Origin of the sequence: Streptomyces sp. NPDC090022 (assembly GCF_044748145.1) — a bacterium.
Lineage (GTDB): Bacteria > Actinomycetota > Actinomycetes > Streptomycetales > Streptomycetaceae > Streptomyces.
Map to the genome: position 1 here is coordinate 1 of NZ_JBIVFN010000045.1, position 15,591 is coordinate 15,591.

Here is a 15,591-nt window from a genome sequence, read left to right on the forward strand (position 1 = left end):
CGGAACGACGGATCACCCGACAGATCCGCCCGCACCACCAGCGTGTTGATGAAGAACCCGACCAGATCGTCCAGCGCCTCGTCCGTACGGCCGGCGTTCGCCGAACCGATCGGAACGTCCGTACCCGCACCGAGCTTGGACAGCAGCACCGCCAACGAGGCCTGCAACACCATGAACGGCGTCACACCCTCGGCCCGCGCCACCTCCACCAACCGCGCATGCACCTCCGCCGGCACGTTGACCCCGACCTGATGCCCGCGGTGAGAGGCCACCGCAGGACGCGGCCGGTCGAACGGCAACGCCAGCTCCTCCGGCGACCCCACCAGCGCCTCACGCCAATAGGCAATCTGACGCCCCATCACACTCTGCGGGTCGCTCTCCTCACCCAGCAGCTCCCGCTGCCACAGCGTGTAGTCGGCATACTGCACCGGCAGCGCCTCCCACTCCGGCGCCCGGCCGGCCGACCGCGCCGCGTACGCCACCGACAGATCCCGCGCCAACGGCCCCCTCGACCAGCCGTCACTGGCGATGTGGTGCATCACCACGACCAACGCCCGCTCCTCCGGGCCGGCTTCGAAGAGCGTCGCCGTGAAGGGCGGTTCGACGGAGAGGTCGAAGGCGTGCTCGGACGCTGCCGTGACCGCGCCGGTCAGGTCCTCCTGAGCCACCTGGGATACCGACAGCTCCCAGTCGAGGTCCTCGATGTCGATGATCCGCTGGTACGGCTCGCCGTCGACCACCGGGAACACCGTCCGCAGCACCTCGTGCCGCCCCAGGACGTCACGGAACGCGGCGGCGAGGACCGTCCGGTCCACGGCTCCCGGCAACCGGAGCACAGTCGGGACGTTGTAGGTCGCGCTGGGCCCTTCGAGCTGGTTGATGAACCACAGCCGGCGCTGCGCGAACGACAGCGGCACCCGCTCCGGGCGCTCCCCCGCCGTCAGCGCCACCCGCGCACGCTCCGCACCCGCCAGCCGGTCCGCCAGGCGAGCCACCGTCGGGGCCTCGAACAGCACCCTCAGCGGCACCTCCACCCCGAGGATCGACCGCACCCGGCTGACCAGCCGCACCGCGAGGAGGGAGTGCCCGCCGAGCGCGAAGAAGTCGCCGTCGACGTCGACGCCGTCCAGACCGAGCACCTCAGCGAACGCGGCGCACAGCAGCTCTTCCTGCACCGTCGCCGGACCGCGGCCGGCTCCGGTCGTGTACTCGGGAGCCGGCAGGGCCTTGCGGTCCAGCTTGCCGTTCACGTTCAGCGGCAACGCATCCAGGACCACGACCGCCGACGGCACCATGTACTCGGGCAGCTTCTCAGCCGCGAACGTCCTGACGCGCTGCGGGAGTCCGTCGGCGGACCCGGCGTTCGGGACCACGTAGGCGACCATGCGCCGGTCACCGGGCACGTCCTCCCGGACCAGCACGGCAGCCTGCGCGACCTGCGGGTGGGCGGCGATCAGCGACCGGACCTCACCCGGCTCGATCCGGAAGCCACGGATCTTCACCTGCTCGTCCGCACGGCCCATGAACACCAGTCGGCCGTCCACCGTCCACCGCACGCGGTCGCCCGTGCGGTACATCCGCTCACCGCCCCCGGCGAACGGGTTCGCGACGAACCGCTCCGCCGTGAGCCCCGGGCGCTCCACGTATCCGCGCGCCAGTTGCGCGCCCGCCACGTACAGCTCGCCCGCGACACCGGCCGGCACCGGGTTCAGCCGGTCGTCCAGCACGAACACACGGGTGTTCGCGTTCGGGCGGCCCAGCGACACCTCGTCGTCCCCCGACAGCGGACCGGCCATCGCCACGCACACCGACGCTTCCGTCGGTCCGTACGCGTTCACCAGACGGCGGCCGGTGCCCCAGCGGCCGACCAGCTCACCGCCCAGTGCCTCGCCGCCCGACAGCAGCGTCCGCACCGAGCCGAGGGCACCGTCCTCCAGAACACCCAGCACCGACGGGGGCAGCAGTACGTCCGTCACGCCGAAGCGTCCCATCACCTCGGTCAGGCCCGCACCGGGCAGCAGTTCCTCCGCCGGCGCGACCACCAGGCAGCCGCCGGACGCCAGGGCGCCCCACACCTCCCAGACCGCCGCGTCGAAGCCCACCGAGGCGAATTGGAGCAGTCGCGAACCGGCGCCACCGCCCCAACCTCCCGAGGCCAGCAGGTTCACCACACCCTCGTGCGGCACCAGTACGCCCTTCGGGCGTCCGGTGGAACCAGACGTGAAGATCACGTACGCGGCCTGGGAGGGCAGGACGCCTGCGGCCAGCGGCGAACCCGGCAAAGACGCCAGCGCCTCCACTGCGGCACGCTCGTCGACCAGCAGCAACGGCACACCCGTCGGCGCCGCACCCGCGACCGCCGACGAGGAGACCACCAGCGAGGCACCCGCGTCACCCAGCATCAGCTCGACGCGCTCCGCCGGCTGCGCCGGGTCCACCGGCAGGTAGGCACCGCCCGCCTTCACGATCGCCAGCAGGGTCACCACCAGGTCGATCCCGCGCTCCAACAGCACCGCGACGACCGACTCCGGGCCGACGCCCCGGTCCGCCAGGAGCCGCGCCAGCCGGTTCGCCCGCGCGTCCAGCTCGGCATACGACATCTCCAGGCCGTCGGTCACCACCGCGACCGCGTCCGGCGTCCGGGCCACCTGCGCTTCGAACAGGCCGGGCAGGGTGCCCGGTTCGACCTCCAGCGCCGTGTCGTTCCACTCTGTCAGCACCCGGGCCCGCTCGTCGGCGCCCAGGAGGTCCACCGCGCTCAACCGCACCTGCCGGTCGTGGGCCACCGCGGACAGCACTCGTCCGAACCGCGCCGCGATCCGCTCGACCGACTCGGGCTCGAACAGGTCTGCGGCCGCGACCACCGTGCCCTGGATCCCGGCCGGGGCGCCAGAGGCATCGAAGGTCTCTTCGACTCCTACCTCCAGGTCGAACTGCGTGACCGACTCACCGGCCGGCAGCGCCCCGCCCCGGGGCGCCGTCAGGCCGGGCACGGCGGTCGCCGTGTTCTCCAGGGACAGGGCCACCTGGAAGAGCGGGTGCCGCCCGAGGGACCTCGACGGGGCGAGTTCCTCGACCAGCCTCTCGAACGGGACGTCCTGGTGGGCGAACGCGCTCAGGGTCGTCTCACGCACCCGTGCCAGAACGTCGGTGAACGCCGGGTCGCCGGACAGGTCGGTCCGCAGGACGAGGGTGTTGACGAAGAAGCCGACCAGGTCGTCGAGGGCCTCGTCCGTCCGCCCGGCGTTGACCGTGCCGATCGGGATGTCCGTGCCCGCTCCGAGGCGACTCAGGAGGACCGCGAGGGCGCTCTGCAGCACCATGAACAGGGTCACCCCCTCGGCCCGGGCGGTCTCGGCCAGCCGCGCGTGCACGGCCGCCGGGATCTCCAGCGGTACGCGCTGACCACGGTGACTGGCGGCCGCCGGTCGCGGGTGGTCGACCGGGAGTTCCAGCTCCTCCGGAACGTCCGCCAGCCCGTCTCGCCAGAAGGCGATCTGCCGGGCCATCAGGCTCGACGGGTCCGTGGCGTCGCCCAGCAGTTCGCGCTGCCAGAGCGCGTAGTCCGCGTACTGGACGGGCAGCGGCTCCCACTCCGGGGAGCGGCCCGCGGTGCGCGCTTCGTAGGCGGCCGTGAGGTCCCGGGTGAGCGGGCCCCGCGACCAGCCGTCGCCGGCGATGTGGTGCGTCACCACGACCAGCACGCGTTCACCTGCGCCGGTCCTGAACAGCCGGCTCCGGAAGGGCACCTGCTCGGTCAGGTCGAAGGCGTGGTCGAGCGCGGCGGACACCGCCTCCCGCAGGCCGTCCGGGGCGACCTCCACGACCTCCAGCTCCCAGTCCAGGTCGTCGAGAGCAACGATGCTCTGGTACGGCTCGCCGTCGACGGTTCCGAACACCGTGCGCAGCACCTCGTGGCGGCCGATCACGTCCCGCAGCGCGGCGTTCAGTGCCGCCGCGTCGACGTCTTCGGCCATGCGGAGCACGAGCGGGATGTTGTACGTCGAGCTCGGGCCCTCCAGCTGGTTGATGAACCACAGGCGCCGCTGGGCGAAGGAGAGCGGCGGGAGCTCCGGACGCTCCATGGTGATGAGCGCCTTCCGGGTGGCCCCGGCCCCGTCGAGGCGGACGGCGAGGGCGGCGGGGGTCGGGGCCTCGAAGAGGGCCCGGACCTCCACGTCGACACCGAGCGCCGCACGGATGCGGCTGGTGACGCGGACGGCGAGGAGGGAGTGGCCGCCGAGCGTGAAGAAGTCGTCGTCGACGCCGACCTCGGGTATCCGCAGGACCTCCGCGAAGGCCCGGCAGAGCACGCGTTCGACTTCGTTCGCGGGCTGGCGCCCGGAGCCGGCCCCGCCCGGAGCCTCGGGGGCGGGCAGGGCCTTGCGGTCGAGCTTGCCGTTGCCGGTCAGGGGCAGCGCGTCCAGGACGACCACGGCCGAGGGCACCATGTGCTCCGGCAGACGCCCGGCGACATGGCCACGGATCTGCTCCGGCATCGCCTCCAGGTCGTCCTCCGGGTCGTCGGCGACGACGTACGCGACCAGGCGCACGTCCCCGGACACGTCCTCACGGGCGATCACCGCGGCCTGGGCGACCTGCGGGTGCGAGGCGATCACGCCCTCGACCTCGCCGGGCTCGATGCGGAAGCCGCGCACCTTGACCTGCTGGTCGGCCCGGCCGAGGAACTCCAGCTGGCCGTCGGCCCGCCAGCGGGTCACGTCACCCGAGCGGTACATCCGCGCGCCGGGCTCGAAGGGGTTCGCAACGAACCGCTCCGCCGTCAGACCGGCCCGGTTCACATACCCCCGGGCCAACTGCGCGCCCGCGATGTACAGCTCTCCGGCCACGCCCGGAGCCACCGGCCGCAGCCACTCGTCCAGCACGTACAACCGCATGTTCGCGATCGGACGGCCGACCGGAACGACCGGCCCGACCTCGTCGCCCGCCCGGACCTCGAAGACGCAGCAGCCGACGACGGTCTCGGTGGGACCGTACTCGTTGACCACGACGGATTCCGGGGCTCGCTCCAGCCACGCCCGCACCGCCGGGCCCGGCAGTGCCTCACCCCCGACCACCCAGGTTGCCGCGGCGCTCGCGGCCTCGGTGCCGGACAGCGATTCCGACAGCAGCGGCAGGTGCGCGGGGACGACCTTGGCCAGACCGAACCCACCGCCCGACGCGCGGACCAGGGACGCCAGGCCCTCGGCACCGCCGGCCTCGTCCACCACCACCGCGGAACCGGACACGAGCGGCACGACGACACTGGTCACGGTCAGGTCGAAGGCGAGCGAGGAGTGCAGCGGAGCACCACCCGCCGTCTGATAGGCACCCGAAGCCCACTGCACGTAGTTCGCCAGACCACCGTGCGTAACGGCGACACCCTTGGGGCGGCCCGTCGAACCCGACGTGTAGATCACGTACGCCAGACCCTCGGCAAGGCCCCGCACCTCGGGAGCCGTCCCCGGCTGCATCGACAGCTGGATCCCCATCAGCGTGGAATCCACCGGAACCATCCGCGCCCGACCAGCCGGAAGATCTCCCAGGACCTCCTCGTCGGTCAGGGTCAGCACCGCACCGGAGTCCGCCAGCATGAACGAGATCCGCTCCACCGGATACTCCGGGTCGATCGGCAGGAACGCAGCCCCCGCCTTCCACACCGCGAGGACCGCGACGACCGCGTCCACGCCGCGCGGCAGGCAGAGACCCACCACCGACTCGGCACCGACACCCTGGTCCACCAGATAGCGCGCCAGCCGGTTCGCCCGCTCGTCCAGATCCTTGTACGACACCTCCGCACCCCCGGCGGCCACCGCCACCGCATCCGGCGTCCGCAGCACCTGTGCCGCGAACAGCTCCGGCACCAGCCCCGGCCCGAAATCGGCCGCAGTGTCGTTCCAACCGGTGAGCACGCGGGCGCGCTCGGCGTCGCCCAGCACGTCGACGCCGCTCAGCAGGGCGTCCGCCCCGCCGTCGAGGGCCGTTTCGAGCGCCGTGGCGAGTCCGGCCACGGCCACCTGCATCAGTTCGCAGACGGCCTGCGGGTCGATGGGGGCGATCGCGTCGATCGTCAGGTCCAGGGTGTCGCCGTCGTCCGTCACCGCTACGGACAGGGGGTAGTTGGTGCGGTCGTGCTCGAAGACCATCCGGATGCCACGGGCCGGGTCATCGGCCGCCGGGGGCACCGCGGCCTCCACAGCACGGCTCTGGTTGTGGCGGTAGTTGAAGAAGGAGGTGAAGACGGGGCCGTTCCCCGGCACTCCGCTCGCGCGCTGCGCGAGCGCGAGCGGGGCGTGCTCGTGCTCCAGCAGTTCTGCGAGCTGGCCGCGCATCGCCGACACGGCTTCCAGCGCACCGAGCTCACCGGTGCGCAGACGCACCGGGAGGGTGTTCATGAACGGGCCGGGGACCCGGTCGGATCCGTTGCCCGCGTTCATACGGCCGAACAGGACGGTGCCGAAGACGACGTCCGCGCGGCCGGACACCGCCGCCAGGACCCGCGCCCACGCGACGTGCAGGACGGGTGCGGAGCTCGCGCCCATGCGCCGGGCGATCTCACGGATCCGGCGCGTCAGCGACTCGGGCAGGAAGCCCCCGGCACGGATGACGCCGGTGCCGTCACCGCGCACGTCGACCAGGCCGTAGGGCGCTGTGGGTTCGGTGACGTCGCCGAGCAGGCCGGCGAAGTAGCGCTCGTGCTCGGACTCGTCGACGGCGCCGCGCGCCTGGGCCACGAAGTTGCGGAAGGGCAGCGGCTCGGTGAGCTCGTCGCCGCGGCCGTTGAGGAAGGCGTGCACTTCCTCCAGCAGGACCTCCTTCGCGGTGTGGTCCTGCACCATGTGGTGCATGCGGAGCAGGGCGAGCCAGCCGCCGTCGGCCTCGCCCAGCGGGGCTCGGGCCACGCACAAGTCGATCAGCGGGGCCTGGCTGAGGTCCATGGCCACACTGCCGAGGGCGACGAGTTCGGCGATCGGGTCGGCGCCGTCCGGGTCGAGTGCGACCTCGTTGACGGGGAGCACGGCCCGGCGCCACACCACCTGGACCGGTTCGCGCAGGCCGTCCCAGACGATGCCGGTGCGCAGGATGTCGTGGCGGTCGACCACGTGCTGCAGAGCACGCAGGAAGCGGTCGACGTGATCGCGTGAGTCGAACGCGAGGACGGACGGCAGGGCGTAGGCGTCCTCGCCGCTCCCGGCCAGGAGGTGGTGGAAGAGCAGGCCTTCCTGGAGCGGGGCGAGCGGGTAGATGTCCGCGATGTTCGCGGCGCCGCCCGCCACGGTGGCGGCGATCCGGTCGATCTCCTCCGCGGTGAGGTCGACCAGCGGCAGCATCTGCGGCGTGATGGCGGTTGCGCCGGCCGGGATCGCGTTCTCGGGGACCGCGACCTGGGCGCTGCCGCCGGCCCGGGCGAGCCCGGCCGGCGTGGGGCTTTCGAACAACGCGCGTACGGACACGGCGACACCGCGGGCACGCAGTCGCTCGACGAGGCGGACGGCGAGCAGCGAGTGGCCGCCGAGGCTGAAGAAGTTGTCGTCGACGCCGACCTGTTCCAGGCCGAGCGCGTCGGCGAACTCCTCGCAGATGACGCGCTCCTCGCGGTCGGCCGGAGGCCGGCCGGAGCCGGAGGTGTACTGCGGGGCGGGCAGCGCCCTGCGGTCGAGCTTGCCGTTGACCGTCAGCGGCAGCGTGTCCAGCGGCACGACGGCGGACGGGACCATGTACTGCGGCAGCTGTGCGGCGAGGAACTCGCGCAGGGAGGAGACGAGGGCACCGGTGTCCGGCTCGCCGTCCGCCGGGACCACGTAGGCGACGAGCCGGACGTCGCCCGGCGTGTCCTCGCGCGGGACGACCGCGGCCCGGGCCACCCCGGGATGCACGGAGACCACGGCCTGGACCTCGCCGGGCTCGATCCGGAAGCCGCGCACCTTGACCTGTTCGTCCGCGCGGCCGGCGAAGACCAGCCGGCCGTCCTCGGTCCAGCGCACCAGGTCGCCGGTGCGGTAGACGCGCTCTCCCGCCGCGTAGGGGGACGCGACGAACCGCTCCGCCGTGAGGTCGGGGCGGCCGACGTAGCCGCGGGCGAGCTGCGCCCCGCCGATGTAGAGCTCGCCGGTGACGCCGGGCGCGACCGGCCGCAGGCGGTCGTCCAGGACGTACATCCGGGTGTTGGCGACCGGCCCGCCGAAGGGCACGGGGCCGGTGCCGTCCGCGTCGACCTGTCCCACCGCGGTGATCACGGCGGCCTCGGTCGGGCCGTAGGCGTGGACGAGGCGCCGGCCACGGGCCCAGGCGCGGGCCAGCGCGGGGTCGATGCCCTCCGAGCCGACGACCATGGAGCCGACCCCCGCCAGGTCGTCCAGGTCGAGTACCGCCAGCAGGGACGGGACCAGGCTGGCGGCACGGACCCCGGCCGACTCCACGAGGGCCCGCAGCAGCGCGGGCTCGGACCGTTCGCTCGGGCTCGCGACGACCAGGGTGCCGCCGTGGGCGAGGGTGACTGCGACGTCCAGCACGGAGGCGTCGAAGTTGAACGAGGCGAACTGGAGGACCGGGACGCCGGGGGCCACCTCCATGAGGGGGCCGAACACCGACACCAGGTTGGCGAGGGCGCCGTGGCTGGTCGCCACGCCCTTCGGCTGTCCGGTCGACCCCGAGGTGTAGATGACGTAGGCCAGTCCGCCGTGGGTGACCGCGGTGTCCGGGGCGGGCGGGGCGGCGGAGCCGGCCGCCTCCCGCGGGTCGTCGAGCCACACCACGCGGTCCGCGTCGAGCCCGGCGGTGAAGCCCTCGGCCGTGCCCCGGGTACTCAGCACCACGCGGGCACGGCTGTCGTCCAGGATGAAGGCGAGCCGTTCCGCCGGGTGCTCGGGGTCGAGGGGGACGTAGGCGCCGCCGGTCTTCCAGACGGCAAGGATCGCCACCACGATGTCGACGCCGCGCGGCAGGCAGAGGCCCACGACCTCCTCGGCGCCGACGCCGAGCGCGGTCAGACGGTGGGCGAGCCGGTTCGCGCGGGCGTCGAGCTCGGCATACGTGACCTCGAAGCCCTCGTGGACCACGGCGACGGCGTCCGGGGTCCGCTCGACGTGCGCCGCGAACAGTGCGGGGAGCAGATCGGGGCCGACCTCGGCGGCCGTGTCGTTCCAGCCCGTCAGCAGCCGGTCGCGTTCGCCCGCTCCGAGGACGTCTGCGGTGCTGATCCGGGACTGCGGCGCGGCGGTGAGCTGCTCGACCATGCGGGCCAGGCGCTCGGCGAGCCGGACGGCGGAAGCGGCTTCGAACAGGTCGGCGTTGACGATCAGCGAGCCGTGCAGGCCGCCCGGGGCGCCGGCTTCGTCGAAGGTCTCCTCTGCGGTGATCTCGAGGTCGAACTTGGCGACCGTGGCGGCCGGTACCGCCGGGGACGGTGCGGGGGACGGCTGTCCGGCCGGCCCCGCGGCCGGTGCGCCGCCGAGGTCCGCCTCGGCGCGGGCGAGGTTCTCCACGCTGAGCATGACCTGGAACAGCGGGTGGCGGCTCAGCGACCGGGTGGGGGCGAGCTCCTCGACCAGCTTCTCGAAGGGGACGTCCTGGTGCTCGAACGCCGACAGGTCCGTCTCGCGTACCCGCGCGAGGAGCTCGGTGAACGTCGGGTCTCCGGACACGTCGGTGCGCAGGACGAGGGAGTTGACGAAGAAGCCGACCAGGTCGCGCAGCCCCACGTCGGTGCGGCCGGCCACCGCCGTGCCGATCGGGAGGTCCGTGCCCGCACCGAGCTTGGACAGCAGCACGGCGACGGCCGCCTGCAGCACCATGAACACGGTCACGCCCTCGGCCCGGGCCAGCTCCGCGAGCCGTGCGTGTGCCTCGGCGGAGATCGTCAGCGGGGTGCTGAGACCTCGGTAGGAAGCCACCTGCGGGCGGGTGTGGTCGTACGGGAGCTCGAGCTCCTCCGGTGCACCGGTCAGGACTCGCCGCCAGTGGCCGACCTGACGGCTCACCAGGCTGTCCGGATCACCCATGTCACCGAGCAGTTCGCGCTGCCAGAGGGCGTAGTCGGCGTACTGGACGGCCAGCGGCTCCCACTGGGGCGCCTTCCCCTCGCGGCGGGCCGCGTAGGCGGTGGAGACATCATCGGCCAGGGGGCGCATGGAGTAGCCGTCGCCGGCGATGTGGTGCACCACCACGGCCAGCACGTACTGCTCCGGCCCGGTGTGGAAGAGACGGGCCCGGATGGGGAGTTCGGTGGAGAGGTCGAAGGCGTGCCCCGCCTCGGCGGCGAGTGCGGCGGCGAGGTCCTGCGGCGCCCCCGACGCATCGCCGGTGCCGGTCAGGTCCACCGACTGGAGGGCCCAGTCCAGGTGCTCGACCTCGTGGATGAGCTGGTAGGGCTCGCCGTCGGACACGGCGACGGTGGTGCGGAGGACCTCGTGCCGTTCGAGGACGTCCCGCAGCGCCGCCGCCAGCGCGTCCTGATCCAGGTCCGCGGCCAGCGGGAGCGCGAGCGGAATATTGTAGTGAGCGCTCGGCCCTTCGAGCTGCTGGATGAACCACAACCGACGCTGCGCGAATGACAACGGAATCATCAGGACCCCTCCTGCTTAACGTCCTGGCCGCGACGTCGGCCGAGGCTGACTGGTGAAATCCGACCGCCGCATTCCTTGCCCTGACGCCGGTATGGGTCAATGGAGGCTTTGGGCGGCGCCGCAAATTCCGGACTTCGATCCGGGTGTACGCCCGCCTTTTCGCTTATCGGCAGTGAGGGGCACCGCGGCTTCCCCGGACGTCACTATCGCTCACGGTCCGACGGATGATCAATGTTCGGCCGGTGCATCCGGGCACCTTCTCCCGCGTGCGGCCCGAAAACACGGAAGCGGTGTTCAACTGCTCTCTCGAGGGCAGTTGAACACCGCTGGCCGCGGGATGCTCATTCTTGACAGACACGGCTTCCGGCACCGGAAAGTCCCGCCGCCCGGGGGATGGCGGCGGGACTTTCCGCAGGAGCGGCGAATACGCCTCTCACTGGTCCCGGCGGTCCGCGGAGAAGACCGTCACGGCGGCCGCGACCACCGTCCAGACGGCGAGGACGGTCCAGGCGCCCGTCGTCGTCCACGGGAACGGGTCGCCGGTGGCATCGTCGTAGGTCAGGCGCTGCCATGCCTGGAGGACCAGCGTGTGGAGGATGGTCGCCCCGAGACGCTGCTGCCCGTTCAGCAGGCTCGGCAGCACGAAGAGCAGGGTGATCGTGGCGATGATGGTGAGCACGCTGTGCCGGATGAGCGCGCCCATCGCCATGCCGATGAGGGCGCACACCGGAGCCAGCACGACGGAGGCCGCGAGCAGTTGCGGCACGCCGGGGTGTCCGAGGCCGGCGGCGGCGTCCTGGCCGGAGAGGATCCACTGGACCCCGGCGTACGAGCACAGTACCGCGAGCGCTCCGAAGGCCGTCGTCACCGCCGTGACCACCACCACCTTGGCGACCATCACCGAACGGCGGGCCGGTACGGCCGTGAAGGTCGTACGGATCATGCCGGTGGTGAATTCGCTGAGCATCGTGATGGCGCCGATGGCCCCGGCGCCCAGAGCCATGAATGTGGCACTGCCCATCGGGAAGGAGTCGCCCACCGCCCCGAACGTCCGGAAGTACTCCTGCTGCCCGGCGTCCATGCCCGGGTATCGCGTGGAGTCGCCGTAGGCGGTGCTGAGGCTGACGGCGAGGACCGCCAGCAGGGAGACCGCAAAGGCCCAGAAAGTCGAGCGCAGAGACCACATCTTGATCCACTCGGCGGCGAGCAGGTCGGAGAACCGGGCCCGTGACTCCGTGACCCGTACGTCTGCGTCCACGGTCTGCATCGTCGTCGGCGCGGTCACTTGGATTCTCCTGCGAGGTATTCGACGCTGTCTGCGGTCAGTTCCATGAACGCCTCCTCCAGCGAACCGGTTCGGGCGGTCAGCTCGTTGATCAGAATGCGGTGCTCGAAGGCGACTTCGGCAATCCGGTCCGGGTCGAGACCGATCACCGTGAGCAGCCCGCCGGGCTCGGTGTCGACCGTCGCTCCCTCGGCGGTCAGCAGCGGGGCGAGCGCCGCCGGGGCGGGGGTGCGGACCGACACGCTACGGCCGGCGCCACGGGCGGAGAAGTCCTCCAGGCTCTCGGCCGCGATCAGGGCACCGCGTCCGACGACGATCAGCTGGGAGGCGGTGTGCTGCATCTCGGTCATGAGGTGGCTGGAGACGAACACCGTACGCCCCTCGGCCGCCAGCCTGCGGAACAGGCCGCGCACCCAGTAAACACCCTCCGGGTCGAGGCCGTTGAGCGGCTCGTCGAACAGCAGCACGGGCGGGTCGCCGAGCAGTGCGGTCGCGATACCGAGGCGCTGGCGCATACCGAGGGAGAACCCTTTGATGCGGCGGTTCGCCGCTTCGGTCAGACCGACCTCGTCCAGTACGACGTCCACCCGGCTGCGGGGGATCCCGTTGCTCCGGGCCAGGCCGTTCAGGTGGGCATGTGCGGTACGCCCGCCGTGCACGTCACCGGCATCCAGCAGCGCGCCGACGTGCCTCATGCCCCTGGGCAGGTCTCGGAACGCGCGGCCGTTGATGGTGACGGACCCGCTGGTGGGCCGGTGCAGGCCGAGGATGAGGCGCAGCGTGGTGCTCTTGCCCGCTCCGTTGGGTCCGAGGAACCCGGTCACCTGGCCGGGCTGCACAGTGAAGCTCAGACGGTTGACCGCCAGCTTCTTGCCGTAGCGCTTCGTCAGCTCGTGGACTTCGATCATGCCAACGATCCTGCCGACGACGGCGTCCCCCCACATCAGTCCAGCGGTGACACCTGACCGTCTCCGCATGTCAGCCCTGGGAGTACAACCGTGGTCCGATGTGGGGGAGGAATCCGCATGGCTACGATCGGCACATGTACGCCACGCTGACTCTTCCGCTGCTGAAGCGCGTGCCACCGGGCGGCTGGACAGCCCTCACCTGGCTGGTGGTCACCTTCTATCCCACGGTGCTCATCGGTCAGGACGGGGCGATTGCCTGGTTCAACGCCCAGGCGTCGACCGGCCACTCGGCCTCGAACCGGGACTGGGCACTGCTCTCCGGCGCGACACTCATCGCCCTCGCGGGCAGTGCGCTGCTGGGCCGCAGGCCGCTCGCCGGCATTTCCATGCTGGCCCTGGCCACGGTGACCGCGAACAGCGGGTGGGAGAACGGGGCGCAGTTCGCGCCCCTGCAGTTCCTGCCGGCGGACATCGCGCTCTGCGCGATCACGGCGACCCGCCCGCGGCGGACCGCGCGGATCGCGGCGGTCGTTCTCATCTGTGTGCTGGCCTCGCAGGTCATCATGGTGCCCCAGACGGACACCAGTGACGCCCAAGGCGCGATCCTGCTGGCGGTCATCGCCTGGCTCATCGGCCGCTCGATGCAGCAGAACCGTCTGCACGCCGAGCAGCTCGGCGCCCAGACCGCTGCCCGGGCGGTCACCGCCGAGCGGCTCCGCATCGCCCGAGAGCTGCACGACATGGTCGCCCACACCATCGGCATCATCGCCCTGCAGGCGGGCGCCGCCCGGCGGGTCATCGAGACGCAGCCGGCCCAGGCACGTGACGCGCTGGGCGAGATCGAGACCGCGAGCCGGGAGACCCTGTCCGGGCTGCGCCGCATGCTCGGCGCGCTCCGGCAGCCCGAGCCGGGGGCGGTCGCAGAGCCGACCCCGTTGGAGCCTGGCCCCGGTCTGGCGAGCGTCGAACGTCTCGCCGAGAAGACCGCGGCGGCCGGGGTCGAAGTCGAGGTCCAGTGGAACGGTGAGCGGCGGCACCTGCCCCCGGAGATCGACATGTCGGCCTTCCGTATCGTCCAGGAGGCGGTCACCAACGTGGTGCGGCACGCGGACACCGGGGCGTGCCGGGTGTCCATCGACTGCCACGCCAGGGAGCTGTCCATCGAGGTCGTGAACGACGGCCACCGTTCGGCTCCGGCCGTCACCGCCGGGTCCGGCTTCGGGCTGGTGGGCATGCGGGAGCGCGTGGGCCTATTGAACGGCGAGTTCTCCGCGGGTTCGCTGCCCCAGGGCGGATTCCGGGTGGCAGCGCGTATTCCGGTCCCGGAGGGAGTGGCATGACGATCCGCGTGGTGCTGGCGGACGACCAGCCGCTCGTGCGCGCCGCCCTGCAGATGGTGATCGCGGACGCGCCCGACCTGGAGGTGGTCGGTGAGGCCAACAACGGCTCCGAGGCAGTCGAACTGGCGGGCTCTCTGGAGCCGGACGTCGTGGTGATGGACATCCGGATGCCCGGTATGGACGGCATCGAGGCCACCCGGCTGATCACCGGGGGCCCCGGCACGACCCAGATCATCATGCTCACGACCTTCGATGACGACGACTACGTCTACGCCGCGCTGCAGGCCGGCGCCTCCGGCTTCCTGGTCAAGGACATGGCGCTGGACGAGATCCTGGCCGCGGTCCGGGTGGTCGCTGCCGGTGACGCCCTGATCGCCCCCAGCGTCACCCGACGGCTGATCAAGGACTTCGTCGGCCGTTCCCCGTCGGCGAACGTCCCCGCGCCGCGGCGCACCCTGGACGGCATCACCGCCCGGGAACGCGAGGTGCTCACCCTGGTCAGCATGGGCATGTCGAACGCCGAACTGGCCGAGCACATGGTCATCAGCATCGCCACCGCCAAGACCTATGTGAGCCGGCTACTGACCAAGCTCCACGCCCGCGACCGGGTCCAGCTGGTGATCATCGCCTACGAGGCCGGTCTGGTGACTCCCTAGCCCCGGCGGGAACCACGGGCGCGTGCCCGTCATTCCCGCCGGCCCTCGACGGCCGGCCGCCGCATGGAATCCCCCGCCTGCGGCGGCCGGCCGTTCGACTTTTCACCGACCGATCCGGTCGGTGCGGTCACCTCATCGGCCGCTCCGATCACGCATCGGCCGCAGCGCGGGCCGGGTCGACTTCTCGGTCCCGAGCCGCTGTGCGAGCCCGGCCACGGTGGAGGAATCGAACAGCGTCCGGATCGGGACGTCGACGTCCAGGACGGCGCGGATCCGCGCGACGAGTTCGACCGCCAGCAGGGAGTGGCCGCCGAGTTCGAAGAAGTCGTCGTCGACGCCGACGTCGTCCAGGCCGAGGACTTCGGCGAAGGCCTGGCACAGGAGTTCCTCCTGGCGGTTGGCCGGGGCCCGGCCGGTACCAGCACCCGCCGCGTAGTCGGGGGCGGGCAGGGTCTTGCGGTCGAGCTTCCCGTTCGCCGTGAGCGGCAGCTCCTCGAGGACCACCACCGCCGCCGGAACCATGTACTCCGGCAGCCGCCCACCGACATGGCTACGGATCTGACCGGGCAGGGCCTCCAGGTCCTCCTCCGGATCATCCGCGACGACATACGCCACCAGACGCACATCCCCCGGCACGTCCTCACGCGCCACCACCGCGACCTGAGCCACCTGCGGATGCCCGGCAATCGCGCCCTCGACCTCGCCCGGCTCGATCCGGAACCCACGCACCTTGACCTGCTCATCAGCCCGGCCCAGGAACTCCAGCTCCCCCTCACCCCGCCACCGCGCCACATCACCGGTCCGGTACATCCGCACACCCGGCTCGAACGGACTGGC

General features: G+C 71.9%; 6 protein-coding genes. 2 read left to right on the plus strand and 4 right to left on the minus strand.

Annotation, left to right across the window (positions count from 1 at the left end; all coding sequences use genetic code 11):
* The 3 genes from ACIPXB_RS36835 to ACIPXB_RS36845 form a co-directional block, all read right to left on the minus strand.
* On the minus strand, nucleotides 1-10,565 hold a 10,565-nt coding region (locus ACIPXB_RS36835; protein ID WP_401457334.1), incomplete at its 3' end, for an amino acid adenylation domain-containing protein.
* Between the two features lie 433 nt (nucleotides 10,566-10,998).
* Nucleotides 10,999-11,850: an ABC transporter permease gene (locus ACIPXB_RS36840; protein WP_401457336.1), complete on the minus strand. Its 852-nt coding sequence runs from the start codon at nucleotides 11,848-11,850 to the stop codon at nucleotides 10,999-11,001.
* Nucleotides 11,847-12,758, minus strand: coding sequence for an ABC transporter ATP-binding protein (locus ACIPXB_RS36845; protein WP_401457338.1), 912 nt, complete (start codon nucleotides 12,756-12,758; stop codon nucleotides 11,847-11,849). The genes ACIPXB_RS36840 and ACIPXB_RS36845 overlap by 4 nt, the downstream gene beginning before the upstream one ends.
* A 134-nt stretch (nucleotides 12,759-12,892) precedes the next feature.
* Here ACIPXB_RS36845 and ACIPXB_RS36850 point away from each other — a divergent pair, with 134 nt between their 5' ends.
* Together ACIPXB_RS36850 and ACIPXB_RS36855 are read left to right on the plus strand one after the other, a co-directional pair.
* Nucleotides 12,893-14,098 carry a sensor histidine kinase gene (locus tag ACIPXB_RS36850; RefSeq protein ID WP_401457339.1) on the plus strand — a complete coding sequence of 402 codons (1,206 nt, stop codon included), beginning with the start codon at nucleotides 12,893-12,895 and terminating at the stop codon, nucleotides 14,096-14,098.
* Complete coding sequence (locus ACIPXB_RS36855; RefSeq protein WP_401457341.1) at nucleotides 14,095-14,754, plus strand: response regulator; 660 nt, start codon at nucleotides 14,095-14,097, stop codon at nucleotides 14,752-14,754. The genes ACIPXB_RS36850 and ACIPXB_RS36855 overlap by 4 nt, the downstream gene beginning before the upstream one ends.
* A 132-nt stretch (nucleotides 14,755-14,886) precedes the next feature.
* Here ACIPXB_RS36855 and ACIPXB_RS36860 read toward each other — a convergent pair.
* Nucleotides 14,887-15,591, minus strand: a 705-nt coding sequence (locus tag ACIPXB_RS36860; protein ID WP_401457343.1) for a phosphopantetheine-binding protein, incomplete at its 5' end; no start/stop codon positions are given.

Coding starts and splice junctions, on each gene's coding strand:
- ACIPXB_RS36850 (WP_401457339.1), top strand. CDS start 12,893: ATGTACGCCACGCTGACTCTTCCGCTGCTGAAGCGCGTGCCACCGGGC.
- ACIPXB_RS36855 (WP_401457341.1), top strand. CDS start 14,095: ATGACGATCCGCGTGGTGCTGGCGGACGACCAGCCGCTCGTGCGCGCC.
- ACIPXB_RS36845 (WP_401457338.1), bottom strand. CDS start 12,758: ATGATCGAAGTCCACGAGCTGACGAAGCGCTACGGCAAGAAGCTGGCG.